Origin of the sequence: Selenomonas sputigena (assembly GCF_026015965.1) — a bacterium.
Classification (GTDB): Bacteria; Bacillota; Negativicutes; order Selenomonadales; family Selenomonadaceae; genus Selenomonas.
On sequence record NZ_CP110383.1, the window covers coordinates 1995314 to 2021469 of the forward strand.

The 26156-nt window shown below is 55.7% G+C and carries 30 protein-coding genes; 4 read left to right on the plus strand and 26 right to left on the minus strand.

The annotated features are described in order from the left end of the window. Positions 1 to 7 precede the first annotated feature (7 nt). Both OL236_RS09695 and OL236_RS09700 read right to left on the minus strand, forming a co-directional pair. Positions 8 to 1012 carry a WYL domain-containing protein gene (locus OL236_RS09695; RefSeq protein WP_265070444.1) on the minus strand — a complete coding sequence of 335 codons (1005 nt, stop codon included), beginning with the start codon at positions 1010 to 1012 and terminating at the stop codon, positions 8 to 10. 96 nt (positions 1013 to 1108) lie between these two features. After that, positions 1109 to 1534, minus strand: coding sequence for a hypothetical protein (locus tag OL236_RS09700; RefSeq protein WP_265070445.1), 426 nt, complete (start codon positions 1532 to 1534; stop codon positions 1109 to 1111). A 253-nt stretch (positions 1535 to 1787) separates the two neighbouring features. Here OL236_RS09700 and OL236_RS09710 point away from each other — a divergent pair, with 253 nt between their 5' ends. Continuing rightward, entirely contained in the window at positions 1788 to 2045 is a 258-nt protein-coding gene (locus OL236_RS09710; protein ID WP_320109815.1) for a helix-turn-helix domain-containing protein, read from the plus strand. A 105-nt stretch (positions 2046 to 2150) separates the two neighbouring features. After that, entirely contained in the window at positions 2151 to 3185 is a 1035-nt protein-coding gene (locus OL236_RS09715; RefSeq protein WP_265070446.1) for a nuclease, read from the plus strand. A 96-nt stretch (positions 3186 to 3281) separates the two neighbouring features. Here OL236_RS09715 and OL236_RS09720 read toward each other — a convergent pair whose 3' ends face one another. From OL236_RS09720 to OL236_RS09835, 24 genes are all read right to left on the minus strand, one after another. Continuing rightward, entirely contained in the window at positions 3282 to 4082 is an 801-nt protein-coding gene (locus tag OL236_RS09720; protein WP_265070447.1) for a MetQ/NlpA family ABC transporter substrate-binding protein, read from the minus strand. A gap of 74 nt (positions 4083 to 4156) precedes the next feature. Beyond that, the gene (locus OL236_RS09725) at positions 4157 to 4810 is read right to left on the minus strand and encodes a methionine ABC transporter permease (protein ID WP_006193884.1); all 654 of its coding nucleotides are present in this window, start codon (positions 4808 to 4810) and stop codon (positions 4157 to 4159) included. Continuing rightward, entirely contained in the window at positions 4800 to 5837 is a 1038-nt protein-coding gene (locus OL236_RS09730; RefSeq protein WP_265071817.1) for a methionine ABC transporter ATP-binding protein, read from the minus strand. The genes OL236_RS09725 and OL236_RS09730 overlap by 11 nt, the downstream gene beginning before the upstream one ends. Positions 5838 to 6075: 238 nt before the next feature. Beyond that, complete coding sequence (locus OL236_RS09735; protein WP_265070448.1) at positions 6076 to 7644, minus strand: ClC family H(+)/Cl(-) exchange transporter; 1569 nt, start codon at positions 7642 to 7644, stop codon at positions 6076 to 6078. 88 nt (positions 7645 to 7732) lie between these two features. Further along, positions 7733 to 8845, minus strand: coding sequence for an aldose epimerase family protein (locus OL236_RS09740; RefSeq protein ID WP_265070449.1), 1113 nt, complete (start codon positions 8843 to 8845; stop codon positions 7733 to 7735). Positions 8846 to 8851: 6 nt separating this feature from the next. After that, positions 8852 to 10555 carry a putative bifunctional diguanylate cyclase/phosphodiesterase gene (locus OL236_RS09745; RefSeq protein WP_265070450.1) on the minus strand — a complete coding sequence of 568 codons (1704 nt, stop codon included), beginning with the start codon at positions 10553 to 10555 and terminating at the stop codon, positions 8852 to 8854. A 172-nt stretch (positions 10556 to 10727) separates the two neighbouring features. Continuing rightward, the gene (locus OL236_RS09750) at positions 10728 to 12740 is read right to left on the minus strand and encodes a penicillin-binding protein (RefSeq protein WP_265070451.1); all 2013 of its coding nucleotides are present in this window, start codon (positions 12738 to 12740) and stop codon (positions 10728 to 10730) included. A gap of 561 nt (positions 12741 to 13301) precedes the next feature. After that, positions 13302 to 13781, minus strand: a complete 480-nt coding sequence (gene rlmH, locus OL236_RS09755) for a 23S rRNA (pseudouridine(1915)-N(3))-methyltransferase RlmH (protein WP_265070452.1) — start codon at positions 13779 to 13781, stop codon at positions 13302 to 13304. After that, positions 13778 to 14893, minus strand: a complete 1116-nt coding sequence (locus tag OL236_RS09760; protein WP_265070453.1) for a S1C family serine protease — start codon at positions 14891 to 14893, stop codon at positions 13778 to 13780. Before OL236_RS09760 ends, rlmH begins: the two co-directional genes overlap by 4 nt. 471 nt (positions 14894 to 15364) lie before the next feature. Then, positions 15365 to 16156, minus strand: a complete 792-nt coding sequence (locus OL236_RS09765; protein ID WP_265070454.1) for a hypothetical protein — start codon at positions 16154 to 16156, stop codon at positions 15365 to 15367. Positions 16157 to 16267: 111 nt separating this feature from the next. Beyond that, positions 16268 to 16759: a hypothetical protein gene (locus OL236_RS09770; RefSeq protein WP_265070455.1), complete on the minus strand. Its 492-nt coding sequence runs from the start codon at positions 16757 to 16759 to the stop codon at positions 16268 to 16270. Beyond that, the gene (locus OL236_RS09775; protein WP_265071818.1) at positions 16756 to 17130 is read right to left on the minus strand and encodes a YkvA family protein; all 375 of its coding nucleotides are present in this window, start codon (positions 17128 to 17130) and stop codon (positions 16756 to 16758) included. Before OL236_RS09775 ends, OL236_RS09770 begins: the two co-directional genes overlap by 4 nt. A 226-nt stretch (positions 17131 to 17356) precedes the next feature. After that, positions 17357 to 18328, minus strand: coding sequence for a cell division protein FtsZ (locus tag OL236_RS09780; RefSeq protein ID WP_265070456.1), 972 nt, complete (start codon positions 18326 to 18328; stop codon positions 17357 to 17359). Between the two features lie 316 nt (positions 18329 to 18644). After that, positions 18645 to 18824 (minus strand): hypothetical protein, encoded by a 180-nt coding sequence (locus tag OL236_RS09785; protein ID WP_265070457.1) that lies wholly within the window; start codon positions 18822 to 18824, stop codon positions 18645 to 18647. Between the two features lie 3 nt (positions 18825 to 18827). Further along, complete coding sequence (locus tag OL236_RS09790; protein WP_265070458.1) at positions 18828 to 19376, minus strand: helix-turn-helix transcriptional regulator; 549 nt, start codon at positions 19374 to 19376, stop codon at positions 18828 to 18830. A 48-nt stretch (positions 19377 to 19424) separates the two neighbouring features. Further along, on the minus strand, positions 19425 to 19556 hold the full coding sequence (locus OL236_RS09795) for a hypothetical protein (protein WP_265070459.1): 132 nt from the start codon (positions 19554 to 19556) through the stop codon (positions 19425 to 19427). Between the two features lie 115 nt (positions 19557 to 19671). Next, entirely contained in the window at positions 19672 to 20043 is a 372-nt protein-coding gene (locus tag OL236_RS09800) for a hypothetical protein (RefSeq protein WP_265070460.1), read from the minus strand. After that, the gene (locus tag OL236_RS09805) at positions 19989 to 20693 is read right to left on the minus strand and encodes a hypothetical protein (protein ID WP_265070461.1); all 705 of its coding nucleotides are present in this window, start codon (positions 20691 to 20693) and stop codon (positions 19989 to 19991) included. The genes OL236_RS09800 and OL236_RS09805 overlap by 55 nt, the downstream gene beginning before the upstream one ends. A gap of 21 nt (positions 20694 to 20714) precedes the next feature. Next, a complete protein-coding gene (locus OL236_RS09810; protein WP_265070462.1) occupies positions 20715 to 22286 on the minus strand; it encodes a hypothetical protein in 1572 nt (523 codons plus the stop codon). A gap of 30 nt (positions 22287 to 22316) precedes the next feature. Continuing rightward, positions 22317 to 22571, minus strand: coding sequence for a hypothetical protein (locus tag OL236_RS09815; RefSeq protein ID WP_265070463.1), 255 nt, complete (start codon positions 22569 to 22571; stop codon positions 22317 to 22319). After that, positions 22543 to 22707: a hypothetical protein gene (locus OL236_RS09820; RefSeq protein ID WP_009646657.1), complete on the minus strand. Its 165-nt coding sequence runs from the start codon at positions 22705 to 22707 to the stop codon at positions 22543 to 22545. Before OL236_RS09820 ends, OL236_RS09815 begins: the two co-directional genes overlap by 29 nt. 615 nt (positions 22708 to 23322) lie before the next feature. Next, positions 23323 to 23457, minus strand: a complete 135-nt coding sequence (locus OL236_RS09825) for a hypothetical protein (protein ID WP_265070464.1) — start codon at positions 23455 to 23457, stop codon at positions 23323 to 23325. Positions 23458 to 23795: 338 nt separating this feature from the next. Then, positions 23796 to 25061: an RtcB family protein gene (locus tag OL236_RS09830; protein WP_265070465.1), complete on the minus strand. Its 1266-nt coding sequence runs from the start codon at positions 25059 to 25061 to the stop codon at positions 23796 to 23798. A gap of 96 nt (positions 25062 to 25157) precedes the next feature. Continuing rightward, positions 25158 to 25367 carry a hypothetical protein gene (locus tag OL236_RS09835; protein WP_265070466.1) on the minus strand — a complete coding sequence of 70 codons (210 nt, stop codon included), beginning with the start codon at positions 25365 to 25367 and terminating at the stop codon, positions 25158 to 25160. A gap of 135 nt (positions 25368 to 25502) precedes the next feature. Here OL236_RS09835 and OL236_RS09840 point away from each other — a divergent pair, with 135 nt between their 5' ends. Continuing rightward, complete coding sequence (locus OL236_RS09840) at positions 25503 to 25859, plus strand: DUF4160 domain-containing protein (protein WP_265070467.1); 357 nt, start codon at positions 25503 to 25505, stop codon at positions 25857 to 25859. Positions 25860 to 25893: 34 nt separating this feature from the next. Then, positions 25894 to 26151, plus strand: a complete 258-nt coding sequence (locus tag OL236_RS09845; RefSeq protein WP_265070468.1) for a DUF2442 domain-containing protein — start codon at positions 25894 to 25896, stop codon at positions 26149 to 26151. The last annotated feature ends 5 nt before the right edge of the window (positions 26152 to 26156 follow it).

Below are 26156 nucleotides of genomic sequence, written 5' to 3' on the forward strand. Positions count from 1 at the left end.
ATTCGTGTTATTCCATCTCACCTGACAGATACTTCTTTCCCATATCCCTTACCGCCTTACGAATCGCATCCCGCAGGCTTTTCGGCTCTAAGATCTCCGCATATTCTCCATACTGCAACGCCCAATATTTCATCGCCTTTTCGTTGCAGGCAACGGAAACGATGAGTTCATCCGCATCCTCCTGCACAATGCGGAAATCCTTGCCGAACCAGTCGATCAACTGGCTCATCATTTGATCCCAGACGCGCATCTTCACTTGCACGCTCGGACCGCTGAACATATAGATGTGCTCTGCCATGTGCTTGGGCAAACTGTAGCCTTGGGCAAAGTCTTCCACCTGCTTCTTCGGCTTGGCCTTGTCCTCAAGCATTTTCACCTTCGTCATGCAATCCAAGCGATAATGGGAAATATTCTTGTATTTATCATGATTGCCAAGCAAATAATATCTGCCTTGATTTGCCACCATCTGATACGGACTTACGATGTACGGTTCTTCCCGCTTGGGATGCAGCTTGAAGTCCTTACCATAGCTGTTATAAATGAAGCTGACTTTCCTCCCCTGCTCAATGGCATCGTTCAGCACATCCAGATTCAGCAGGACTTGCTTGTTGTCCGAGTGTATGAGTTTCGGCAGATGGGAAACGTGCTTCACTTTGGCATGGAAGTATTTGTTTCCAAGCCCTACCAGCTTCTCAATCAGCCGTTCGGCCTGTGCGCCGGAAAGCGTGCGGGAGAAGAGGACACTGTCGATCAGCATCCTCAGTTCCGCATCCTCAAACTGGCGCGACATAAGGCAAACGCCGCTTTTCAGAGAAATCTCATACCCCATATCCTTAAGGAGCATAAGATTGTTCTTGACCGTCTGCCGAGTGCATGGAATGCCATAGTTTTTTTCCAGCAAATCCACGATTTCCAGCTGCGTCAAGCGGTGGTCGCTGTCCGTATACTGCTCCAAAATCTCCAGGATCAGCATGTTCAGGAGCTTCTTGTCCTGCAGTCCATAAGGATACATACGCTCACATCCTCACATCTAATTCACATCCAAATGTAGACACTTTCGATGCGATATATGTCGATTCCTGCTATTTTTGTCGGGCAAGATTTTCTGCTAGTCGAGGAGAAGTCCATCCAATTCGGCAAGCTTGGCATGGATGTCAAAACCGCATTCGCCCTCCGTGTAAAGCAACATGGAAGATTCCGACCATCCGCCTCCCATCTGCTTGCCTCGGACATACAATGCGCGCGCCTTCTGTACATCAAACGCTTGGGGCGGCAGATGACCCTCCTGCACTACCATTCCGTCCATGAGCACGGGATACCCGCTGATGTCCAGCATTGGACTGGCATTCTTATCCGGCTCATCATCGTACATATACAGCTCAAATGCCCCCTCATAGCTGTTCCGCTCAACTTCGGAGTGCGCCTCATTTCGCACAAAATAGCGGGGAATCGTGCGAATGCCATAGCCTTCGATGGAGTCGAGCCTTATCCGATCGTCTCCAAATCGAATAAATGAATGTTCCTTTCTGTTCATGGTGCTTTCTCCCTTCATTTAGGATAGGAAACCAAAGAGCATCGCCTGATATATCTCACATTCCCGCTCTTGCTGATTACAGTATATCATATCCGATGTTAAAAATTTTTACCTTTCTTTCCATTATCATGCAGAGAAAACGCGCACCGTCGTCATCGCGCGCGGTCTCATCCCGTTCCACGCGCGTGCGCTAAAGGAAGAAGATCCGCTGCACGATGTATGGGAAATCCTCGCCTACATCTTCCTCGCGGGCATCTCGCACGATCTCGCGACGCCCCTGACTGCCATCAAGGGCTATGCAAGCGGCATCCTCGACGGTATCGCTTTCAGCAAGGACAAGCTCTTCTACCGCATCTGGGGCATGAACGCCCTCGGCGACACGGCGACCGTCATGGTTCACATCAACCGCATCCGCGAAAAGATCGAGCCGAACCCCACTACGCCCATTTACATCGAAACCGTCTGGGGCGTCGGCTACCGATTTCGAGATGACGCCGGGCATAAAGGTTGATACCTTGGCACATCTCCTTGTCCACGTTCTGTCAGCAGGAAAAATCCTAAAAATCTGGCAAAGCCCTCCGAATCATGCTATGATAAGGCTAAAGGGGGACATCTCATGAAGTCATCGACAAACTTCAATCCCGAGGATCTGCTGCTCGGCTATGCGAATCCCGCCTACGATCAACATGCCAAGCGCCTGCTCGCCCAAAAGGATGTCGTAGCTCGAATTCTCAAGGGTGTCATTCCTGAATTCCATGAAATCGACTTGACGACCATCGCCGAACAATGCATCGAAGGCGAACCCGAAATTGGCACCATCCCAGTCGACATGGACAAGACGAACGCCGCACGGCAAACGCCAAAAGAAATCCGCGGCAACAATACGGAAAGCGCCAGTCCCACGGAAGGCTGGATTCGCTTCGGCATCCTGTTCCATGCAAAAGTTCCCCAAACAGGCGCGAGAATCACTTTGATTGTCAACATCGAGGCTCAAAAGACACAATCGCACAATCGTCTTGGCTATGCGCTGCTGCGCCGAGCCGTATACTATGCCTGTCGCTTGATTTCTTCCCAGAAGGAAACGGAATTTGCCAAATCAAACTATAACGACATCAAAAAAGTCTATTCCGTTTGGATCTGCATGGACTCCCCCGACAGCAAAAGTGCCATCAATTTCTATGATATGCACGAGCGTCACCTGTTGCGTCACACAAAGGCAGAAAAAAGTGATTACGACCTGTTAAGCATCATCATGATCTATCTCGGCACAGACGATTCCAGCAACAAGCTCGTCCGCTTCCTCAAACTCCTGTTTCGTGACACAGAAAAGTCGGCTGCGGAAAAGAAGAAACTTTTGGAAGAAGAATTCAACCTTGATATTTCCTCCGATATGGAAAAGGAGATGAACACCATGTGCAATTTGAGCGAAGGCATCTTCGAGCGCGGTATAGAGCAAGGCATCTCGCAAGGCATCTCGCAAGGCATCTCGCAAGGCATCTCACAAGGACGTGCGCAGGGCATCCTCCAGGGTGAATCCGGCATGATACTTTCCATGCTGAAGAAGGGTTACGATCTCGCGAGCATCGCCGATATATCCCAGTGGTCCATCAGCAAGATCGAGCAACTGGCAAAAGCGCATCGCTTGCTGTGAAGGAGCGTCCTGTCTTCACGATTTTGCCTCCTCGAAACACAAAGAAGGAGCTGCCGCACCGTCGCGGCAGCTCCCTCTTTGTGTTTGATTCCTAGCTTAGAACGCGGGGACGATCGCGCCCTTGTACTTCTCGTCGATGAACTTCTTGACTTCCTCGGATCTCAGCGCCTTCATCAGCGCCTGAATCTCGGGACGCTTCTCGTCGCCCGTGCGCACGGCGACGATGTTGACGTAGGGCGAGGTGCTGTCTTCCATGAAGAGCGCGTCCTTCGTCGGAACGAGGTTCGCCTGCATCGCATAGTTCGTGTTGATGACGGCGGCATCGACGTCATCGAGCGTGCGCGGCACCTGCGCGGCTTCGACTTCCTGGAACTTGAGGTTCTTCTTGTTCTCCGTGATGTCATGCACCGTCGGGTTCGTGCCCGAGCCTTCCCTGAGCTTCAAAAGGCCGGCCTTTTCAAGGAGCAGGAGCGAGCGGCCGCCGTTCGTCGGATCGTTCGGGATCGCGACGGACGCACCGTCAGAGAGCTCGTCGAGCTTCTTGATCTTGCGCGAGTAGACGCCCATCGGCTCGATGTGGACGCCGCCGGCGTTCGCGAGCTTCATTTCCTTGTGCTCGGAAATGAAGTTGTCGAGGTACGGCAGATGCTGGAAGAAGTTCGCGTCAAGCTCTTTGTCGTTCAACGCGACATTCGGCTGCACATAGTCGGTGAACTCGACGACTTCCAGCTTGTATCCTTCCTTTTCCAAGAGCGGCTTGATCGTCTCAAGGATCTCAGCGTGCGGCACAGGCGTCGCGCCGACCTTGATGGTCTTGGATGCACTTTGTTCGCCGCAGCCTGCCAGGGCAAAAACGGAGAGCGTGAGCGCCGCGAGGATGACGAATAGTTTCTTCATGATTTTTCCTCCTTGTGAATGGGATTCCTCGGTGAAAGCCGACGAGGCAGCGCCTTCGCCCGCTTTCATGAAAGTTACTTTTTATTCAAGCCGTTCGCCAGGCGGTTGCCCAGGAACTGGACGATTTGCACGAGGACGATGAGTATGACGACGGTCGCGATCATGATGTCGGGGCGAAAGCGCTGGTAACCGTAGCGGATCGCGAGATCGCCGAGACCGCCGCCGCCGATCGCGCCCGCCATCGCCGACTCGCCGACGAGGGCGATGACGACGGTCGTGAGCTGAGCGACGATGCTCGGCATGGACTCAGGCAAAAGCACGCGCCGCACGATCTGATAGGGCGTAGCGCCCATCGAAAGCGCAGCTTCGACGAGTCCTGCGGGCACTTCCCGAAGCGATGTCTCGACCTGCCGTCCGATGAAGGGGATCGAGGCGAGGACGAGCGGCACCATCGCCGCCGTCGTGCCGATGGACGTGCCGACGATGAAGCGCGTGAACGGGATGATCGCGACCATCAGGATGATGAACGGGATCGAGCGAAGCGCGTTGACGACAGCGCCGATGGCACGGTTCAAAGGCATACATTCGAGGATCTGCCCCTTTGCCGTCGTTGCGAGCAGCACGCCGAGCGGGATGCCGATGAGGCTCGCGACGATCATCGAGACGACGACCATGTAGACCGTCTCGCCGAGCGCCTTCGTAAGAAGCGGCAGCATATCAGCGGACATAGCCGATCACCTCCTTCGTGAGATCGCGCGTATCGAGGTAAGCGAGCGCACGGTCAATCTCCGCCTGCTCGCCCTTGATGCCGACGATCATGCGTCCGTAGGGCACGCTCTTGATCTGATCGAGCGTGCCATAGAGGATGGACACCTCGATGGAAAAGCGCCGGATGACGTCGGCGATGACGGGATCGTCAGCGCGTTCGCCGAGGAACGTCAGGCGAAGGAGCAGCTCGCCGCCCTCGACAGGCTCGGGCAAAAGCTCCTTCTTGCGGTAGTTGATCGGCAAATCGTTCGACAGGAGCGTGCTGACGAACTCGCGCGTGATTCTTTCTTTCGGCTTCGTGAAGATGTCGAGCACGGAGCCTTTTTCGGCGATGACGCCGCCCTCGATGACGGCAACCTTGTCGCATATATCCTTGATGACCTGCATTTCATGCGTGATGATGACGACGGTCAGACCGAGCTTCTTGTTGATATCTGCGATGAGATGCAGGATCGACTTCGTCGTCTGCGGGTCGAGCGCACTCGTCGCCTCGTCCGACAAGAGCACCTTCGGATCGGACGCGAGCGCCCGCGCGATGCCGACGCGCTGCTTCTGCCCGCCCGAGAGCTGCGCCGGGTACTGCTGCGCCTTGTCGGCGAGTCCGACGAGTGAGAGGAGCGGCTCGACCTTCGTGCGGATCTGCGCCTCGTCCGTGCCGGAAAGGCGCAGGGGGAAGGCGACGTTGTCGTAGACGGTCGCCGAAGACAGCAGGTTGAAGTGCTGGAAGATCATGCCGATGCCCTTGCGCTCCTCGCGAAGCTCGGCCTCACTGAGCGCGGTCAGATCCTTGCCGTCGACGATGACCTTGCCCTCGGTCGGCCGCTCCAGCATGTTGATGCAGCGGATCAAGGTCGACTTGCCCGCGCCCGAAAGGCCGATGATGCCATAGATCTCGCCGCGCTCGATTTCGAGGTCGACGCCCTTTAGCGCCGTGACTTCGCCCGCCGCGCTCTCATAGCTTTTCTTGATGGCAGCAAGCCTTATCATGCTCATAAAATCACATCCTTGTGACTGCTGCTTTCGCAGCAGTAAAATTCATACCAAATTTATATGATTTGCATGTTATCACAGTACAGGCGGCTTGTCAAGAACATTTCTGACGACTGCAAAAAATCGCCTGCATCTTTGCCCGCCGCATACACTCTATTCTACGCGATTCGTCTTCTTTTGTATAGTCAAAAAACGCGTGCAGCATCGAAATGCTGCACGCAGAAGCACATCTCCGTCAGTCGCGCGAAAAGCCGCCGCTTGCCTCCCCTGCCGCTCTTTCCAGCGCTCCAAGCTCGCCTTCCTCGGTCAGCACATAGATCATGTCGCCCGCCTTGAGCATGAGGCTGCCCTGCGGCAGAAGCTCGATCGTGCCGCGCCGCACATTCATGACGTGACCGTGCGCTCCCCAGTCGATCGCCGAGACGCATCGCCCCTCCATCGCGCTTCCCGCTGCGACGCAAAGCTCCGCCATGACGCGGCGGCGCGAGCCTCTCGCGCCCTGCCCGTGCGAACGCTCGTAAAGCTCGTCGTAGATGGGTCTGCCACCCGTGAGGTCGTTGACGAGCGCGGCGCAGGCGGCGACGCAGACGACAGCGAGCAGGTGCTCGAAAGAGCCGGTGATCTCCATGATGAGGAGGCTCGCCGTCAGCGGCGCCTTGATGCTTCCCGCGAAGAAGCCTGCCATGCCGAGGACGACGAAGGTCGGGCAGAGCGCCGCGGGCAGAGCGCCGAGCGCAACTGCCGCCGCAGAGAAGAGCGCACCCGAAAGCGCACCGAGGACGAGGACGGGCAGAAAGATGCCGCCCGGCACGCCCGAGCCGTAGCAGAAGACCGTGAAGAGGAACTTGCCGAGAAAGATGACGAGGATCGCGCCGAAGACGAGCGGCTCCTGCACCATGCGGTTGACGAGAAAGTTGCCGCCCGAAAGGATCTCAGGCAGCAAGAAGCCGAGAACGCCCGCCGCGAGGAACGGAATCGCCGTGCGAAAGCCGAGAGAAGGCACGAAGCGCCCCCAAGTGTCGAGCGCGAGGCAGAGCACGCGGTTGAAGAGCCTGCCGAGCGCACCCGAGAATACGCCGAGCAAGAAGAGCAGCAGGTACGCGCCGCCGAGCGGCACGGCGGGCACGGAGCCGACGGCGAACATCGGGCCGACGCCGAAGATCTCCTGCGTCACGAAGCCTGCGGCGATGGCAGAGCCGAGGACGCCCATGAGCATCTGCGGCGAGAAGTTCTTCGCCAGCTCTTCGAAGGAAAAGACGAGGCTCGCCAAAGGCGCGTTGAAGATGGCGGCGAAGCCTGCGCCAGCACCCGCCGTCAAAAGGAAGCGCTCCTCGGCACGCGAACGCCCGGCCGCGCGGCTGACGCCTGCGCCCACGCAGGCGCCGATCTCCACGCTCGGGCCGCCGCGCCCGAGCGACAGTCCCGCGCCGATGCCGAGCACGACGCTGGCGAACTTGCCGAAGAGCACGCGCGCCCAGCGCAGATGACTGTCGCCGCGCAGGACGCCCTTGAGGTCGGGGATGCCGCCGCCGCCGACCATGGAATCGAGCTGCATGAGATACCGGACGACGACGGAAAGCGCAAGGAGCGCGAGAAAATACCCCGCCGTCCAGAGCGGCGAAGCATCGCGCAGGAAGTCATAGAGCACGGGACGCAAATGATCGGCGCTTTCCAAGAGCCAGTGATAGAGCGCGATGACAGCGCCCACGAGGACGCCGATCAGAAGCCCGTCGGCGAAGAGGCGCAGGCGAAAGAGCTCGGGCTGTTTCACATAGAGAAGCGCACGCTCGATATTTTTCGACATCGTATCTTTCCCTCCCAAACGAAAAGCCGCGCAGCCTCAAAGGATGCGCGGCTCTTGACGCTTGCTCAAAACGGCTCGCTTATGGGCGTCACGCCAAGCCAAAGGCGAACACCGTCCGCGCCTGCCACTTCTTGCCCGAGCGCAAAATCGGCTGCGGGAAGTTTGCATGATGCACGGCGTCGGGGAAGACCTGCGCTTCGAGCGTGAAGCCTGCGCGCGGAGCGAATGCCGCGCCCGCCTTGCCCGCGAGCACGCCATCGAGATGGTTGCCCGAGTAGAACTGCACGCCGGGCTGCGTCGTGTAAGCGTGCATGTGGATGCCAGTCTTTTCAGCATAAACGTGGGCGAGCTTATGGAGCGTCTTGTAGTCGATGGGGCATGCGGCATCCTCGCCGAACCCCAGTTCCCTCGCCTCTTCTTCAGCGGGCGTTTGATCGAGCACGAAGTTGTGGTCGTAGCCGCCCGCCCAGCGCATCTGGCTGAACGGCGCGTCGATGCGTGCGCCGATCTCCTTCATCTCGCGGAAGTCGAGCGGCGTCCCTTCGACGAGCAGGATGCGCCCATCGGGAATCAGCTCGTTGTCCGTCGGCGTGTACTTCTCGGCGAAGATGCGGATCTTATGGTCGAGTACCGAGCCGGAGCTGAAGCCTTCGAGATTGAAATACGTATGATGCGACGGATTGCAGATCGTGTCGCCGTCCGCCTCCGCTTCATAGGAAATAACGAACTCGTTCTTCTCGGAGAGCGCATACGTCACGGCGAGCTTCAAGTCGCCCGGGTAGCCGCCCTCGCCCGCAGGACTCAGGTAGCGAAGCACAAGCGCCCCGTCCTTTTCTTCCGCCGCCCAGACCTTCTTGTCGTAGCCGCCCAAGGAGCCGCCGTGCAGATGATTCCTGCCCTCGTTGCACTCCAGGACGTACCTCTCGTCGTCGATCGGCAAATCGCCGAAAGCGATGCGCCCCACGGAGCGCCCGACGATCGCGCCGAAATACTTGTCGTCCGCCTCGTAGCTTTTGAGATCATCGTAGCCGAGCGCCACGTCGATGCTCTTGCCCTCTCTGTCGGGCACGATGAGCGACTGCACGCGCGCGCCGTAATCCATGATGCGAATCCTCATACCGCCGCTGTTCTCCAACGTATAAAGCGTGATGAGCCTGCCATTCTTCAGCTCGCCGAACGCTTCCTTCGTGATCTTCGCCATCTGCTATCACCTCCCTGCTTCTTTCTCTATGAGTGCCGTAAAATCCTCCCTCGCCATAGGTTTTGCAAAATAATATCCTTGAATCTTGTCGCAATCGATGCTCGACAAGAAATCGATCTGCGCCTTTGTCTCCACGCCCTCGACGACGACGCTCATCTTGAGATCGTGCGCCATCTCGACGACGCGCCGCAAGATGGTGGGCGCGCGCTCAGAATCTTCGAGATTTTGCACAAATCCCATGTCGATCTTCAGAATATCGACCATCACGTTCTTGAGCATGTTGAGCGAACTGTAGCCGCTGCCGAAATCGTCCATGAGGATCGTGAGGCCGATGTCGTGCAGCCGTTTCAGGACGCTTAAAAGCTGCACCGGATTGTCCGTATAGGCGGACTCCGTAATTTCTAAGCGCAGGAGCGAAGGATCGAGCCCGTACTTCTGCAGAAGGCCGACGACCGTATCGCAGAAATCGTTGTCGTAGAAGTTCAGCCGTGAGACGTTGACGGAGACCGGCACGACGGGAAGTCCCTCGCGGATGCGCTCGGCGAGCATACGACAGACCTCCTCCCACGCGAAGCGGTCGAGCCGCACGACGAAGCCGTTTCGCTCGAAGAGCGGCACGAAGCGCACGGGCGGAATGACGCCCGCCGTCGGATGACGCCAGCGCACGAGCGCCTCGGCGCTGACGGCGCGTCCCGCCTTGATGCTGTAAATCGGCTGATAGTACACGCAGAACTGTCCCGAAGAAAGCGCCTGCTCCATCTCGCGGAGCAGCATTTGCTCTTCGAGCAGCGTCTCGCGCATCTTCTCGTCGTAGTAGGCGTAGCGCTTCTTGTACAGCCCTTTGACCGTATTGAGCGCCATGTGGGCGCGGTCGCACATCTGATTGACGGGCACCAGGACATCGTCGACCGGATAGATTCCCGCATAAAAGAGAATGTTATTCTTGATGCCGAGGGAGAAGATCGCACTGTCTATGCCTTCGAGCAGAATGTCGATATCAAGCATATCCTCGGGCATGCAGATGGCGAAATGGTCGGCCTCCATGTGAGCTGCGACGCCTATGCCCTCAGTGATCGTCTTGAAATACGTGCCCGCCGTCTTCAAGATCAAATTTCCCGTTTCGATATGGAAAAGGTCGTTGATGATCTTGAAGCAGTTGATATCAAAATACAAGATATTGTAGCGCACGCTGCGGTTCTGCTGCAAAAGCTCGACCGTCTTCTCGTAAAACGCCTCGCGGTTGTACACACCTGTCAGGGCGTCGATCTCGATGTGGTGGCGCATCTCCAGAATCTGCCGCTCGCGCGCCGCCTGTTCAAGTTTGCGCCACTCGTTCTCCATGCGCGCCATGACATTTTTCACGCGGCATCGCACGATTGTCGGGTTGTACGGCTTCGTGATGAAATCCGCCGCCCCCATCTCCATCGCGCGCACCTCGACGGTACGTTCATTGCGCGCCGTCGTGACGATGACGGGAATTGCCGACAGACGCTCGTCGCGCTTCAAGCGGGCGAGCAGGTCGAAGCTGTCCGGTCCCGGCATCACGAGGTCGAGCAGGATGATGTCGACGGTCTTTTCCGCGAGCAGCGCCATCATCTCATTGCCGTCCGCCGCCTCCAGAAGATCGTATTCCGCTTTGAAAAATTGCGCGAGAATGGCACGATGCATCTCCACATCGTCCACGATCAGCATCACAGGTTTCTTTTCCATGAGACTACCTTTCCTGTCACAAAGAGCCGCTGATTCCTCAACGTTTCCATAGGAATCATTTCTCCTATATTCTATCACAAAGCGAGCATAAGTAAAAGGTCTTATTTTCTATTTCGATAGTGCAAAAGACAGGGACAAAAAGAGGGGCAGGTCATTCAGCCTGCCCCCTCTTTCATGGCGAAAAGACAACCGTGACCGTCTCGCCCGGATCGATGACGCTGTAGGCGGGCGCACTCTGGTAGCTTGCCCTGCCCGAGCCTTCGGCTTCGAGCGTCACGCCGATCTCGGCGAGCTTTTCCGCCGCCTCGCGGATCGTCAGGCCGTCGAGGTCGGGCATGACGACCTTGCCACTCGGCACGACATCGGGCAGGCGCGGCTTCTTCTTCGGCGGCGCCTGCGCTTCTTTCTGCGCACGCTTCTCGTCCATCTCGACGAAGGGATCGCTCGACGGTTCGATGTGCATGTAGCGGAAAATCTGCGAAAAGATTGCGCCCGCGACGGGTGCCGCGATCTGTCCGCCGTAGAAGTTGCCGCCTGACGGATCGTCGAGAATGACGAGCACGACGACCTTCGGATCATCGACGGGCGCGAAGCCGCAGAACGACGCGATGTAATGGCCGTCCATGTAGCCCGCACCGTTCGGACGAATCTTCTGCGCCGTGCCCGTCTTGCCGCCGATGCGGTAGCCCTTGACCTGCGCCTTCTGTCCGCCGCCCGCCGCGACGACCTGCTCAAGAAGCCCGACGAGCGTCTTCGTCGTCGCCGACTGCAGCGCGCGCCGCACCTCGTCGCGCTTCGTCTGCAGGTAGGTCGAGCCGTCGGCGTTGCGGATCTCCTTGACGATATGCGGCTTCAGAAGGACGCCGTCGTTGGCGATCGCCGCCATCGCCGTCACGAGCTGCAACGGCGTCACGGCGATGCTCTGGCCGATCGCCATCGTTGCCATATCCGAGTCACGCATGTTCTCCGGCTCGAAGAGGATGCCGCCCTCCTCCGCCGGAAGCTCCACGCCCGTCGGCTCGCCGAAGCCGAAGAGCTTCGCGTACTTTGTGAGCCTTTCGGCGCCGAGATCGAGTCCGACGAGCGCGAACCCCGTGTTGAGCGAGTTCTTGACGACATCGGTGAATGTCACCGTGCCGAAACTCTCGCCGTTCCAGTTCTGTATGCGTCTGCCCGAGACCATGACGTAGCCGGGATCGACGAAGATCTGGTTCGGCGTGACAATCTTCTCTTCGAGCGCCGCGCCCGCCACGACAGACTTGAAGGTAGATCCCGGCTCATAGATCGAGGAGACGGCGAGATTCTTCCACGTCTCGCTCGAATACTTGCCGAACTCGTTCGGATTGTACGAAGGCCGCATGGCGAGCGCGAGGATATTGCCCGTCTTGGGATCCATGACGATCGCCGTCGCATGCTGCGGCGCGTTCTCCGCCATCGCGCGGTCAAGCTCCTGCTCCACGATGAACTGGATGTTGCTGTCGATCGTCAACGTCACCGTCTTGCAGCGATCGCCCGTATACGTGTCTGGCATAAAGAGCGAGCTTAAAATCGGGCGGCTCTTCATGTCCGTGAGGATGAAGTTTTCCTCCTCGACGCCCTTGATCAAGCCGTCGAACTGCTGCTCAATGCCGTCGAGTCCCTTGTCGTCCGTGCCGACGAAGCCCAAGACATTCGCCGCGAGCACGTCGTTCGGATAGTAGCGCTTCGCCTCATCGCGAAACCCCAGGCAGTCGCCGTACGATTTTTCGCGGATGAGCGCCTTCACGGCATCCGACATGTACGGCTCCATGCGGCGCTTGACCCAGACGAAGCCGCCGCCCTGGTCGATGTCTTCCAAGATGTCCGCCTCGCTGAGACCCACGATCGGCGCGAGGTCGGCGGCAAGCTGCGCCGCATCCCCGACATGGCTCGGGTCGACGAAGAGCGACTTCGTCATCGAGGAAACGGCAAGCTCCCTGCCGTTCGCATCGAGGATCGCGCCGCGCGGCGACTGCGCCACGCGCTCCTCCCCCGACTGCATGCGCACGCGCTCCGACATCTCCGAGCCCTTGACGATCTGCACCCAGCCGTAGCGGCAGAGCGTCAAAAAGAACAGGGCGAGCACGAACAGCACCACGATCTGCACGTTGTCGCGCACGCGCCGCCTGCGCTTTTCCGCGCGCTCCGCCTTATTTTTCACGTTCAAGCTGAAAACCCCTTGTCGTTTTTATTTTCTAAAAGTCAAGCTATAGAAATATAACCAGCAAATGTATTATAGCATAATTTCAAATTTGAAACGCTGAGGATTTGACGTATCTTCCTGATCGTCGTATAATAGTCGTAGAAAAGGTGCTACCGGTAAACGGTCAGCCCCTATTGTAGTTGCTTTAAGAAAGCCCGCCTACGATTGAGAGCCGAAGGCGGGTTTTCTTATGCTTTCAAAACGACGAGAATAAAAAGCGTCACCAAAAGCAACGCGATTAAATCGTTAATCGTCATGGGCAACGCCCCCTTTCTGACCAATCCCAAAAGCAATCCCGAAAGGAGAAGCTGCTTGAATATAGGTCGAATGTGAAAACGCCCCGCACCCCCAAGCCAAAATAGCCTGGATACGCGAATGACGTTCACCACGAAAGGGGCAAGAATCGACCGCCTACCGCTTGGATAGCACCATCTGCATTATACCATAGCCACATACATTTCGCAAAAAAGGATGTGCCACCGTCGAAACCGATGCCGGCACATCCCTTTTCTATGCAATACATCTTCACCAATGATACTTCTCGCCGCGATTGATCTTGAACGCGCGATAAATCTGCTCGTAGAGCAAGAGCCGCACCATCTGATGCGTGAAGGTCATCGGCGAAAATGAAATTCTAAGATCGGCGCGCTCTCGCACCGCTGGCGACAGGCCGAACGCGCCGCCGATGAGGAACGTGAGGTCGCTCTGCCCTTGAAGCGCGAGCGAGGCAAGCTCTTTTGCAAGCGCTTCCGACGAAAGGAGCTTCCCCTTGACATCGAGCACGATGAGGAAGCTCCTCTCCGGCACGAGACGCAAGAGACGCTCGCCCTCTTTTGCGAGCGTCTGCTGCCTTTGTGCTTCGGACGGATTCTCCGCCATGTATTCTTCGCGCGTTTCCCGAAGCTCCACAGAAGCGAAGGGAGCGAGGCGCTTCTCATACTCAGCGACGCCTTCCCTCAGGTACTTTTCCTTGAGCTTTCCCACAGCGACGACGCGGATCTTCATCGATTCGACTGCGGCATTTCCTTGAGCGTCACCGTCACCGTTTCCTGCTTGCCGTCCCTCTCGATGACGAGTTTGACCTGATCGCCAACCTTATGTTCCGCAACAGCCGCGCGGAGATCGGCGACGGTGTTCGTCTCCTTGTCGTCGATCTTCAGGATCAGATCGCCGCGCATGACGCCCGCCTGATTTGCAGGGCCGCCGAGTTCGAGATGCTCAACGTAGACGCCCTTGTCCGCATTCAGCGTGTAGCCGGCGCGTGCCGCCGTCTCCTTGTCGAAGATGCCGACGCCGAGGTAGGGGCGCACGACGTAGCCGTTCGAGAGAAGCTGATCGATGATCTCCTGCACCGTGTTGATGGGGATGGAAAAGCCGATGCCCTCGACGCCGTTCGCCGCAATCTTCGCGCTGTTGATGCCGACGACCTCTCCGTCCGCATTGACGAGCGCACCGCCAGAGTTGCCGGGGCTGATCGCCGCATCCGTCTGAATGAGCTTCAAGCGGCGCTCACTGATGTCGAGCGTGCGGTTCAAAGCGCTGATGACACCCGCCGTCACTGTCCCTTGGAACTCAAGCCCCATCGGATTGCCGATGGCGATGGCCGGCTCGCCGACGACGAGATCATCGGAATTGCCGAACTTCGCCGTAGGCAGCCCCGTGGCCTCGATTTTCACAACGGCGATGTCCGTAAGCTCGTCCGCTCCCACAAGCTTCCCCTTGAAGCTGCGCCCGTCCGGAAGCGAGACAGTGATCTCCTTCGCACCCTGGATCACATGGTTGTTCGTCACGATGTAGCCGTCGCTCTTAAAGATGACGCCCGAGCCGACGCCCTCCGTCTCGACCGGCATATTGAACCAGTCGCGCACGACCGTCTTGTTCGTGATGCCGACGACAGCAGGGCCTACCGCGCGTGCCGCACGAACCGCCGGCGTGTTGCGCGCATCCGACAAAGGCTTCTGGCTCGCCGCCTGCTCTACGGCAATGCCGCCCGCAACGGAATTTTCCTTCTCCTTCGCCGTGCTGTCCGAGCAGCCCGCAAAGAGCACGGCGCCGACAACGAAGACGCCAATCGCGCCCGAAAGAAGCTTCTTCTTCCTATTCCAAAAACAAGTCATGCAAAACCCTCCTCCAATTTCGGGGCGCGAGCGAAACCTTGCGCCAACATCGCCCACTCTTCGGGAAGAATGGAACGCTTCCGCACTTCCCTGAAAATGAATCACAAGCTACACGCACAAACGTCCACTTCGTGGACATTGTGCGCCGCCCTTAATGAAAGTTTACCAATCCGTCTGCGCCCTTCGGGCTTGACTTCTTGGACTTTCATAGTAAACTACACGCACAAACGTCCACTTCGTGGACAAAAATGCGCCGTCCTTAGTAAAGTCATTATAGCACGCTTTGCATCTTTCGCAAGCGACACGGCCATGTTTCAGCAAACTGTAACGTAAGCGACGGGACGTTTCCCTGCTCCACCGCTTACATTACAGTTTGCTGCCCTGCGCCCTGCCGAGGAAAAACGCGCTGCAATGCAAAAGCCGATGCACGAACGACTCCCATGCATCGGCTCTTCTCTTTTCTGCTTCGGCTCAGAGCGCAGCGCCCGCCGCCTTCTTCTGCTGTGCATCCTGCGCAGCTGCCGCGGCATCCTTCGGCGCAGCAGCCTTAGCCGCATCCGCCTTCGGTGCATCGTCCTTCTTCACGAGCTTGTCGAAGCGCCCCATGATCTCGTCGTATGTCTTGCCCGTGATCTCCGGCATATCCTTCTTGCCCGTCATCTGCTTGAAGTCGATTCCCGCCTGCTTGAAGCCATCCTGCACCGCAGAGCGCAGGGCTTCAAGCTTCTTCGGATCGTCGCCCGCGATCGACGTCGCCATGCTCATGATGCGGTCAGCCACTGCCTTGACCGACCAGTCACCGCCGTCGGCAACCGCCTTCGCCGCTTCCTCCGGCGTCGTCGCGACATCGGGCAGAGCAAACTGCGCCGTCAGCACCTTGCGCCCGTCGAAATTCAGGAAACCCACGCCATCCTTCTGCCATGCCTGAAGCTGTGCATTCTGCTCCGTCATGGTCTTGATGAGGATATTGTAGCTGTTGTCGATATCATCCTGCAGAGCCTTGACCTCGTCTGCCGTCAAGCCCTTCGTCTTGCCGTCCTTCGCCGGCTCGTCCGTCTCGGCGGCTTTTGCGTCCGTCGCCTTCTTTTTCGCAGCGTCAGAAATCTTCACGTCAAAAGCAGCGCCTGCATCCTGCGCCGTCTTCGCCGCATCTGCCGCACCGCCCTTCGTCGCCTGTGCCGTCTGCACACGCTCTGCCTGCGGCAGCTTCGCCGCACTCTGATTCATGGCATACGCCATCTTGCTCATCGCTGTTACATCCATGTTCATTCCTCCTTGCATATCTCCAAAATGCCCCATCCTATGGGCATCTCTTCATGTATCGTCATTTTGACGGAAAAAATAAGCATCGCACAGCGAAAGACCATCTTCATCCTAATCGGCCACGAAAGCGGAAATCTCATAAATCTTCCCCGTGCGATCCGCCTTGAACGTCAAGCCGATGTACCAGCTGTTCGCATAGTTCACTCCTATGCCGCCCTGCGGCAGGGAATATGTATACGTCTTGCCGTAGCGTCGTATGACCGAAGAAATGTCCGACCCCACCGCAAAGCCTGCCGGCGTAGCCAAGCCGTTGCTTCCCGTTGTCGTTATGCGCCACGCCCTGCCGTCATCCGCATCGAACACAATGAAGAAACTGTCGCCGTAGCGAAAGGTCTTTTGGTTGTGCGGCTGTGCACGCTGCCAAGGTTCGTATGTGATCTCATCCGGCTCTCCGTATACGCTGCGCACATACTCCTCAGAAGCGAGCGTATCGATCCCCCCGATAGCAATTTCCCGGATCGGGATCTCTGTCGGCCGCCCGGCGGAGCACACGGCAAAAGACGCGGCAATCATGAACACCGACAGAAGCAAGATTCGTCTCACGATTGTATCCCCTCCTCTTCCAGCTTTCGCAAAATCTCCTCACCAAACAAACTGCGAATCTTCTCCCACGCTTTCATCTTGATCTCATCGGTGATGTACATCTGCGCCAAAAGTAGCGCCGTTCCCAAGGCCACCGCATCATCTGCGTATCCCGCAACAGGCGTGAAATCCGGAATGAGATCGAGCGGGGAGATGAGGTATCCCAGCGCCCCATAAATGGCCGCCTTGACCTTCGTCGGGCATTGCGGCGACTGTGCAACATAGAAGAGCTGCAGCGCCTTGTAAACGAGATTCGCACCGATCACCGCTACATTCCCCTGAATCTTCTCCCAAAGCCCCTTCTCCGAATACTTCTCCTCGAACGTCCCCATATCGATGTTGTTGAAGTCTTCCGATAACAGATTGACACGCACTCGCGATCACCCGCTATGCAGCATCTTTTCTTTCAAAAAAGTAACCGGCATAGACAGATTTTGTCCATGCCGTAAAAATCCTGCTCGTATCCTTCCCATGACGATAGCTGTAATTTGATTCTTATTTAATAAAATTTTGCCATCCGCCAGCTTTTGCACCTTGTAATTCCGCAAACTAAACTAGTCAACATCCCCTCTCCACCTGCACTGCCATATTGATACGTACGCCAACGTCGAACTCCTTCTCGCTGTTGACGTGCAGCAGCACCTCTGCTTCTTTATCCAGCAATGCCGACAGTTCCTCCATCGCCTTCTGCACCGCCGATAGGGAAAGCTCTCCTTCCTTCCCCGTGACCATGACGAACACGCGCTTTGCCGCACCCAACGCGCCGCCATACGAGAGCACGCGCTGCACGTCTGCCATCGCCGAGCGCACGTCTGCCGCTTCGCTGCTCCATGCCTGCCATAGATTTCCCCACCTCGACAGCCTCCCTGCAGACAGGAACGCACGAGCCTCCTGCCATGAGAGCCGCATTTCCTCATCCCCGTGCAAAGCGAGCAGCAAATCACCGACGAAATCGCTCTGCTGCTTCGCCACCGCATTTGCCGCCACCGTTCCCAACGCTGCAGAAGCATCATCGCCCATCGCTATGACAACTTCCGCATGTTCGCAAAGGCGCTGCAAGCACCATTTTAGATCAGAATCTTCTGTCGTCGCCTTCTTTCCGGCGTTCCTTGTCTCGATGTGCGGTACATGCACCACAGCTATTTTTCCAGCGTAGGGGAAAAGGCTCTCTTCTCTTACTGCAGCAGGAGCCGTTTTTCTTCCCAGCGACTCCGAAAAGTCCGCCAGTACAAAAGCCGGTCGCTCACCCTGCAGGATCAAGTCGCAGTAAAAATAAAACTTTTGATAGCTTATGGGGTAGTCCTCGATTGGAACCGTCATCCACCCCTCGATACCTTTCCAAGAATCATCTTCCAATGCAATCGCATCCGCCTTCGTCTGCCTGAGCTTTTTCGCATCGCGGTGCAACACCAGATATTCCACATTCTTGAAACCCGACTTCATCAAATGATCGACAGCTTCCATCCCATTATCGCCGATACCAATGACACCCGCATCACACTCCCGATACCACTTCGCCAAGTCTTGCATAGACGGCATCCTCAAACGCCGCATCGTCTTAAACACCTCGAGCATCTCAGAACTCATTATAAACGACACTTCTCTCATCCCCTTTGTTTCTCACATCTTCATTGCAAACTACACGCACAAACTCCACTTTGTAGACATCGTGCGCCGCCCGTACAGAAATCAGCCCCGTCTACACCTTTCGGGCTTGACTGCTTGCACCATTATTCTAACAACGCGCCTTCTTTCCATGGTCGCCCGCCGTGCGACATCTTACATCTCCAATACTAGCAAACGGCATGGACAAATTTTGTCCATGCCGGAAAATTCTATGCAATTCCTATCCCTTGCACACCTCAAGCACCTGTACTTCCTTGCCCTGCGTCCTCAGCCACATCTCGATGCCCTTGCCGTAACTCTCCGCCGTCAGCGTATAGACTCCCGCTTCCTCCTTGACGACGCGCAAGGTCGGCAGACGGTCGCGAATCGCCTCCAAGGAGCAGCCGCTGTACGTGAACAAGATTCACCGAAGCTCCCCCGCGTACATGAACTGGATGCGCTTACGGAACTCGCCTTCCTTAAATCGCTCGCGATAGGGCACGGAAAAACACTCCTTCTCCATGCGGTCGATGCGGAAAACAATTGGATAGTCCGCCGAATCGTCTGCATAGTAGGCAATCAAATAGAAGTAAAACTCCGAAAAAAGAATCGCCACGGGCTTGACCACGCGCTCATGGCAAACGCCGTCGAGTCGCGTATAGCTGAACGAAGTGATGCGCTGCTCGCGTATGGCGGCGGCAAGCCGCCATAGCTCAGGAATCACATCCCTGCCATGCTGCGGCTCCGTATAGTGGTGCGTCTCCTGCGCAATCAGCTTCTCCACGACATCGCGCTTCTCCCGCGACACCTGCGACAAGAGCTTCCTCAAAACCTGCTGCATCACCGTCTTGGGAAACGGGCAGCTCTCTAAAAGAATCTTGCAGACCGCAAACACTTCTTCCGGCTGCAGCCCCTCGGCACTCTCACGAGAGATGCGATAGCCGCCCGCCTCCTTGTCATAGACGACCTCCAAATACGACTGCTCCCCCGCAAGATACTCGCGCAGCCCCTCGATATCACGCTACACCGTCTTCTCACTCACGCGATACTTATCGGCAAGCTCCCGCTTCGACAACACCTCCCCCTGCTGCAGACGCTTGTAGAGATCGAGCAGGCGATAACTGCGATTGTCCGCGCGCTCTTCCTGCATCATCCTGCCTCCTTCTATAAGCTTCAAAGCAACGTGCGTTTCCCTAGGGAAACGCAGCGATCCGCCAATCCGCTTCACCCGAGAAGGCGCACCACATTCCCCTGCCATACACGAGGAGTTATCCCTCTGCATTTTCCAAGGTTTCACAAAACCTTGATAATTCGTTGTAGGTGTTCACCGACTCTGTTGTGAGGCTACCATCCTCATGCAGGATCGGTGTATCGAGAACGGTCTTAATTGCGCCGGCAATACTAAGACACATCGCAACCTGATTCTGTGTGTACTCATTGTACTGGGCGTAATCCGTTCCAACAGATTTTATAATAAGCTGCAAATCATGAATCTTGCGGACGAAAATGGTATCCAGCTTGTCCAGCAAATCATGGAACATCGTAGCACGCTTCGAGATTCCATTGCACAACGTTTCTGTCGTTCTCAGTTCTTCGACAAAGACTTTTGCTTGCTCTTTATTGCTGAGTGCTTTTTCCAAATTTTCCTGCGCGGCGTTATCGGCGACAAAGCCCAAAACAAGAAGAGCCGGTCCCGCGACAAGTCCACCCAAAACAGCCCCCCCAGTGCCATGCCGCCTCCACCAGCAACCAATGCACCACCACCAAGAAATGCCAGTGCCGCATTCTGTGCAGCAATTCCGCTCAGTGTCGCAATCGCAGTCCCCGTGGATGCGGAGGCAAATGCCATCGTCGCACTATAGGCACCGAAGGCAGTGAGCGCCCCGGCTCCTGCCCCACCAACCAATCCGCCAAGTATCTCTGTCGCGAGCAGGCTCATGCTCTTCAGTTCGTGTACTTCCTGTTTGTCAATACGATACTTGCGCAGTTCGTCCAGCCCCGACGAGTCCTTCAGTTCGATGTTGTGTATCATTTCAAACACAAATATAAAGCGATCCATCGAACCATCCAACACCTTCAGCTTGCGACTTCCAAAATTGGACAGTGCCTCATCGGAGCGATTGACCGACTCGCGCAGACTGTTTTGCGCGGACTCAATCATAGACTCTGCCTCCCGCATAATATTTTGTGCTTTTTTATGCTTGCCATGAGCATCAACGCCTTTGGCAATACCTGCGCCACCGGCAAGAGCCGCACTAACAATCGCGGCGAGTGGAATCAACGGTAACATTTTAGTCTCCTCCTACGATACTTATAATTTGATTGTGTCAGTTCGATTCATCAGCTCATCAAATTCTTCCTTATTCTCAGCAATCACACTCCCTCCAAGCTGTCTTGCAATACGATTCGCCCCCGCCATGAAATCATCGACATCACCCGTTGCCTCCGCAATCTCCATATCGGCAAGAGCCTCATCAAATACCTGCTGATATTCCTGCAAATAATTGTTGATGACAAGCTCCATCTCGATGCGATAAGAACGAATCGCACGAATGGTTTCCGCACACTCAGCCTCAATGCGGAGTCGCTCCTCATGGGCGAGTTTCGCATTCTTCCCGAGATTGATCAGATGACGGTAATATCCCGTCGTCATTGCGTATCCAATCATTCCACCAATCATACCGCCGAGAACAGGTATGGGAATCATGGCTTGCCCAACGACGGCATACATGGACGATGCCAACATCCCCGCTCCCTTTTCACCAAGCTCCGTCAGACATTCTGTCCCATCAATCTCCCCCTTTGCATAGCGGTGCAAGGTGATGCCCGTTTGATGAACCACGCTGACAACGGTGGCTGGAAAATTGGTTCGCGACAAGGCTCGCGTATATCCCGAAGGTGCGTTTTGCATCACTCCTTTCAATGCTGCCCCGACAAAGTTCGTGGCATATCCCACACCGCCGGCGACGGCGGTATCCTTAACGACATCAAGAGATGCTTCACTTGGCTTTTTATCCCCCTTGATGACAGCAACCGCGTTCTGGATAAACGAAATTCCTCCACCTATGATAGCGCCGCTCTTTGCGCCCTCTATACCGGCGCGATGGGCAACACGCCCGATATTCTTCGCCGTTTCCATTTTCGGATGCAGTCGTGTCTTGATTGCCTCGTCTTTCGTCAGCTTCCCTTTACGCAGATTCTCCTTCGCTTTTTCAATGCGTTTGAGTTTTTCCGCTTTCTTCGGCAGGGACTTTCCTTGCGCCTTGGCTATTTCAATTTCTTTCTTTAATTTTTCAGACTGTTCTTCAAGCTCCTGCTTAACCCCGTCATAGTAGTCGGACGGCACTTCCAGCTGCGCCCCCGCTTCTATATATTTCTCATATTTAGGACTAATCAGTTTGTCTGCACACTCTTTCGGCGAACCTCCGACGAATTTTAACTGACGAGCAGTCCCTTCAACATAAATACCATTTGCATCCACCTCGGCGATATCGTATAACTGGTCATTCGTCCCGCCAATGGGATTCCCATTTGCATCGACTTGCTTCTGCATATCATCAGTACGGGTGACGGTCGGCTTTTCACCGTTGATGATTTTTTCCGCATTTTCTTTTGCGGTAGTCATAACCTCGGCAGCAAATCCAGCCTGTTGATTTATATTCGCATCACTATTTTTATCATTTATTTTATAACCGCCAATTTTCTTTAAACCACGCGCCAGAACTTCTCCTTTTTCACGATTTTCTCCCGTATAGGCAACAACATACTGATGCGCAGCAGAACCATACCTCTGCACATTTTCATATTGTCCGCCGGCAATCGCCGCATCAATGAATCCGCTGTCTTTTTTCTTCTCTTGGGTTTTATCTTTTTTTATGTTCATATAGATTCCTCCGAACGATACAACTCTGTCTTAAAATCTATCCCCCCTCACAGCACTCCTCTGACTTCTCAGCCACATATCAATGCCGTTGCCGTAAACCTCAGCAGTAATACGATACACGCCGTTCTCCTCCGAAATAATCCTCGCCATAGGGAGGCGGTCGAGGACGGCTTCGACGGAGGTGCCGCTATAGTCGAAGGTGACGTGGCAAAGTTCGCCCGCGTACATGAACTGGATGCGTTTGCGGAACTCGCCGTCACTGAATTTTTTTGCTGTGAACCGCACGGAAGTTCGCACCCGTCGGCTCGAATTTCACGATGCGATCGATGGGGAAGATGGTCAGGAAGTCTTTGCGCCCATCCGCCAGATAGGCGATGAGATAGAAATAATACTCGGAGAACATGATGGCGGCAAGATTCACCTCATGTGCGCACTCTGCGACGTCCTGACAGCAGTAGGAGATGCGTATGGTATGGTATGGTATGCTGTGCCGTCATGTGCCGCGAGAATTCCCAAATCGCAGAGAGGAATTTTTCCCGTGGCGCAGCGGGACATAGTAATGCTGCTCACTGCAGATCAGCTTCCTTACCTGTGCGCGATCCCCGATGCGGTCTGCTGCAGCAGCTTCTTTAGAAAGGTATCGAGCTCCTCGATATCGCGCTAAATGATCTCATCCGCCACGGCGAATTTCTGTGTCAGAGCCGCCTTGCGGATAACCTAGCCCCAACTCAGCTGCTCGTGCAGCTTCAGCAGTCGAAAGGCCTTGTTCTTCTTAAGATCAATCTCCATCATTCACGTTCTCCATACGTTGTCATCTCATCATAGCCATCGACATGGACAGATTCCGGGCGAGTAATGTTATTTTCCCTAGACAAGTATGAAAGGATTCGTCCTATAATATTATATTGCCGTTTTTAACTTCTTTCTAATTATATCATGAGGATCGCCAATAAACAACTGTTTTCTCGCATAATACAAACTATTGTATACCTTTTTAGTACACGATCGATCCCCTGCCTACGACAAACAGAGCTGCTCAGCTCGCCTTGAAATTATAGTTCGGCTTCACCGCCTCGGTCACATCCGCGGCATCCTCAATCATCCTTGCGTAGGCGACCGCCATTCCATATCGCCCGCGTATCAGCACATCGACCGTGCAATAGCCGTCCATTCGGCACACAGAGTACAGGTTCTGCACAAATTTCACCAACCCGAGCCGATAAAGACAGTTTTGCACGGCGGTTGTACCGTGCGGAGTGCACGCTACAAATCCTTCAAAATGCTCATATCACTCGCCTCTTAAATCGCGCCGGCGGCGAAGTTCTTTTCGCTGTTGATGCGGAGTATCACATCTGCCTCTTCGTCAAGCGATACCGTCAATTCTCCCATCACCCTCTGCACCTCTGGTAGGCAAGATCCCCATCCTTCCCCATGAGCATGACGAACACCTTCTGAGCCTTTTGCAATACTCCTCCACGCGAGAGCACACGCCGCACGTCTTCCATCCGTTCACAACGATAGCATCTCTTTCCCGCCTTCATTCTCCTCCACCGCCCCCTTCGGGCCTCCTGCCTTGAAGTTATAAACCGGCTTCAGAACCTCGATGACGTCGACGGAATCGCGGATCACGTCGATGATGTCAGCGAGTGACTTGTAGGCCATCGGTGCTTCATCGAGCGTGCCTTCGCCGATGCTCGTCGTGTAGACGCCCGCCATTTCCTTTTGGAATTCCTCAAGCGTGAAGCGCTCGCGTGCCGTCGTCCTTGACATGAGCCGACCTGCGCCGTGCGGGCCGGAGTAGTTCCACTCGGGATCGCCGCGGCCGACAGCGAGGATGCTGCCGTCGCGCATGTTGATCGGGATGAGGACGCGCTCGCCCTGGTGAGCGGCGATCGCACCCTTTCGAAGGATCATTTCTTCCGTGTCGATGTAGTTGTGCACCGTATGGAACGCTTCGCTCGGCGTGACGCCGATGTGCTCAAGCAGTTTCTCGGCGATCTTTTCGCGGTTCAATCTTGCGAAGCGCTGGCAGATCGCGATGTCGTGCAGGTAGTCGTCGAGGTACTTGCCGAAGAGAAAGGCAAGGTCGGGCGGCACGGTCATCTTCGTCGGACGAAAGTTCCGATGCAGTTCCTTGATCGCTTCCTGCAGCTCGGCGCGCCGCCCTTCCGCCTTGTAGCGGCGGATCATCTCGTCACGCGCCGCAAAGAGCGCCGCCTTTCCGTGCGCGAGGTCGATGGCGAGCGATTGATAGATCTCGGCGACCTGCGTGCCGAGACTGCGGCTGCCCGTGTGAATGACGAGGTAGTTCGTACCATCCGCAGCGCGGTCGATCTCGATGAAGTGGTTGCCGCCGCCGAGCGTGCCAAGTGCCTTGGCGATGCGCTTGACGTTCTTGAGATCGCGGTAGCAGCGAAGCTCCGTGAAGTCGAACTTCGCCTGCCGCCCCTCCCACAGCTGTCTGCCCGACGGGATGATGTGCGCCGCCTCGTCGACCTTGGCGAGGTCGAGTTCCTTCTTTCCGAGGTTTACCGTATACATGCCGCAGCCGATGTCGACGCCGACGAGGTTCGGCACGACCTTGTCCCTCACCGTCATCGTCGTGCCGATCGTGCAGCCTTTGCCCCAGTGGACATCGGGCATGATGCGTATCTTCGCACCCTCGGCGAACTCGTAGTCGCACATGCGCCGGATCTGCTCGACGGCTTCGTCTTCAATGACCTTCGCATAGGCGATCGCCGTCGCGGCCTTTCCCTTGATTTCCAATCGTTCCATCGTATTACCTCCTCCGCTTCTTGATATTTCGATATTTCGATATGCCAGCCCGACAGATTGCCCGTCGGGCTGGCGACCTTTCCCGGAAACTGTCCTTCACTTCATACGCTTCACGCGCTTTTCCCCGCCTTCGTCACGACGCCGCGAGCGCCTGCCAAAGACACACGAGCCGCAAAACGACGGGCGAATCCCCGTCATCAGGCATGCGGGGCACGGGCTTACGACGCAGCGCACGACGCCCAGGTGATACAGGCAATCCTCGCACGGTGGAGATACGAAACGTTGCATCGTCTGCAAGACATCCATCAAAGGCACCTCCCATAAGTGTGCAGTCATTCACTCTTATCCCTTTTTCTGCTCCCATTATACCAAGTCGCTTCGCTCCGAGGTCGCCTGTCATGCGACATCATCAAATTCCTTGCTTTCATTATAGGAAGAGGCATGGACAAATTTTGTCCATGCCTCAAAATATTTTTGATTGAGTCTTTCCCTTGCCCTCGCAGAAACAAAATGATAAGATACAAGAAAGAAGGCGAGGTGCGTACGATGCCAGAAATAACGAGGTTTTACGGTATCATCATCAAGATATTTTTTCGCAACGAGCATAATCCGCCCCATATTCATGCAATCTACGGAGAGCACAACGGTTTGTTTTCCATTGCCGACATGCAGATGCTGGAAGGCGATCTTCCTGCACGTGCAGTCAAGCTTGTTCAAGAGTGGGGTACGCCCTTCACCGAGGAATTGCTGCAGATGTGGAACACGAAGCAGCTGAGAAAACTTCCTCCGCTGAAATGATATTGTCCGTGACACGTCCCGAGGTGTTGATGATATGCTGTCCATAAAGATCAACAAGGTTGTCCCCATGGATGATATGAAACTCCTTGTTTTTTTTGAAAACGGCTCTGTCAAACAGTTCGATGTCGGAGCGCTAAGCAAAGATTGTCCAGAATTTGAAGTCTTGCGCGACCCTGCCATATTCCAATGTGTCAAGGTCGAACCCGGCGGCTATGGCATCGCCTGGAACGATGAATTGGACTGCTCAGAAGGCGAACTTTGGGAAAACAGCATAGATATTCCTTCGAAATAGTAAGA

Excerpts from the sequence above, each read along its gene's own strand:
- OL236_RS09695 (WP_265070444.1), bottom strand. The coding sequence starts at position 1,012 with ATGTATCCTTATGGACTGCAGGACAAGAAGCTCCTGAACATGCTGATC.
- OL236_RS09700 (WP_265070445.1), bottom strand. The coding sequence starts at position 1,534 with ATGAACAGAAAGGAACATTCATTTATTCGATTTGGAGACGATCGGATA.
- OL236_RS09715 (WP_265070446.1), top strand. The coding sequence starts at position 2,151 with ATGAAGTCATCGACAAACTTCAATCCCGAGGATCTGCTGCTCGGCTAT.
- OL236_RS09720 (WP_265070447.1), bottom strand. The coding sequence starts at position 4,082 with ATGAAGAAACTATTCGTCATCCTCGCGGCGCTCACGCTCTCCGTTTTT.
- OL236_RS09725 (WP_006193884.1), bottom strand. The coding sequence starts at position 4,810 with ATGTCCGCTGATATGCTGCCGCTTCTTACGAAGGCGCTCGGCGAGACG.
- OL236_RS09730 (WP_265071817.1), bottom strand. The coding sequence starts at position 5,837 with ATGATAAGGCTTGCTGCCATCAAGAAAAGCTATGAGAGCGCGGCGGGC.
- OL236_RS09735 (WP_265070448.1), bottom strand. The coding sequence starts at position 7,644 with ATGTCGAAAAATATCGAGCGTGCGCTTCTCTATGTGAAACAGCCCGAG.
- OL236_RS09740 (WP_265070449.1), bottom strand. The coding sequence starts at position 8,845 with ATGGCGAAGATCACGAAGGAAGCGTTCGGCGAGCTGAAGAATGGCAGG.
- OL236_RS09745 (WP_265070450.1), bottom strand. The coding sequence starts at position 10,555 with ATGGAAAAGAAACCTGTGATGCTGATCGTGGACGATGTGGAGATGCAT.
- rlmH (WP_265070452.1), bottom strand. The coding sequence starts at position 13,781 with ATGAAGATCCGCGTCGTCGCTGTGGGAAAGCTCAAGGAAAAGTACCTG.
- OL236_RS09760 (WP_265070453.1), bottom strand. The coding sequence starts at position 14,893 with ATGACTTGTTTTTGGAATAGGAAGAAGAAGCTTCTTTCGGGCGCGATT.
- OL236_RS09765 (WP_265070454.1), bottom strand. The coding sequence starts at position 16,156 with ATGGATGTAACAGCGATGAGCAAGATGGCGTATGCCATGAATCAGAGT.
- OL236_RS09775 (WP_265071818.1), bottom strand. The coding sequence starts at position 17,130 with ATGGGGACGTTCGAGGAGAAGTATTCGGAGAAGGGGCTTTGGGAGAAG.
- OL236_RS09780 (WP_265070456.1), bottom strand. The coding sequence starts at position 18,328 with ATGCAAGACTTGGCGAAGTGGTATCGGGAGTGTGATGCGGGTGTCATT.
- OL236_RS09795 (WP_265070459.1), bottom strand. The coding sequence starts at position 19,556 with ATGATGCAGGAAGAGCGCGCGGACAATCGCAGTTATCGCCTGCTCGAT.
- OL236_RS09805 (WP_265070461.1), bottom strand. The coding sequence starts at position 20,693 with ATGTTACCGTTGATTCCACTCGCCGCGATTGTTAGTGCGGCTCTTGCC.
- OL236_RS09810 (WP_265070462.1), bottom strand. The coding sequence starts at position 22,286 with ATGAACATAAAAAAAGATAAAACCCAAGAGAAGAAAAAAGACAGCGGA.
- OL236_RS09825 (WP_265070464.1), bottom strand. The coding sequence starts at position 23,457 with ATGGACGGCTATTGCACGGTCGATGTGCTGATACGCGGGCGATATGGA.
- OL236_RS09830 (WP_265070465.1), bottom strand. The coding sequence starts at position 25,061 with ATGGAACGATTGGAAATCAAGGGAAAGGCCGCGACGGCGATCGCCTAT.
- OL236_RS09835 (WP_265070466.1), bottom strand. The coding sequence starts at position 25,367 with ATGGATGTCTTGCAGACGATGCAACGTTTCGTATCTCCACCGTGCGAG.
- OL236_RS09840 (WP_265070467.1), top strand. The coding sequence starts at position 25,503 with ATGGACAAATTTTGTCCATGCCTCAAAATATTTTTGATTGAGTCTTTC.
- OL236_RS09845 (WP_265070468.1), top strand. The coding sequence starts at position 25,894 with ATGCTGTCCATAAAGATCAACAAGGTTGTCCCCATGGATGATATGAAA.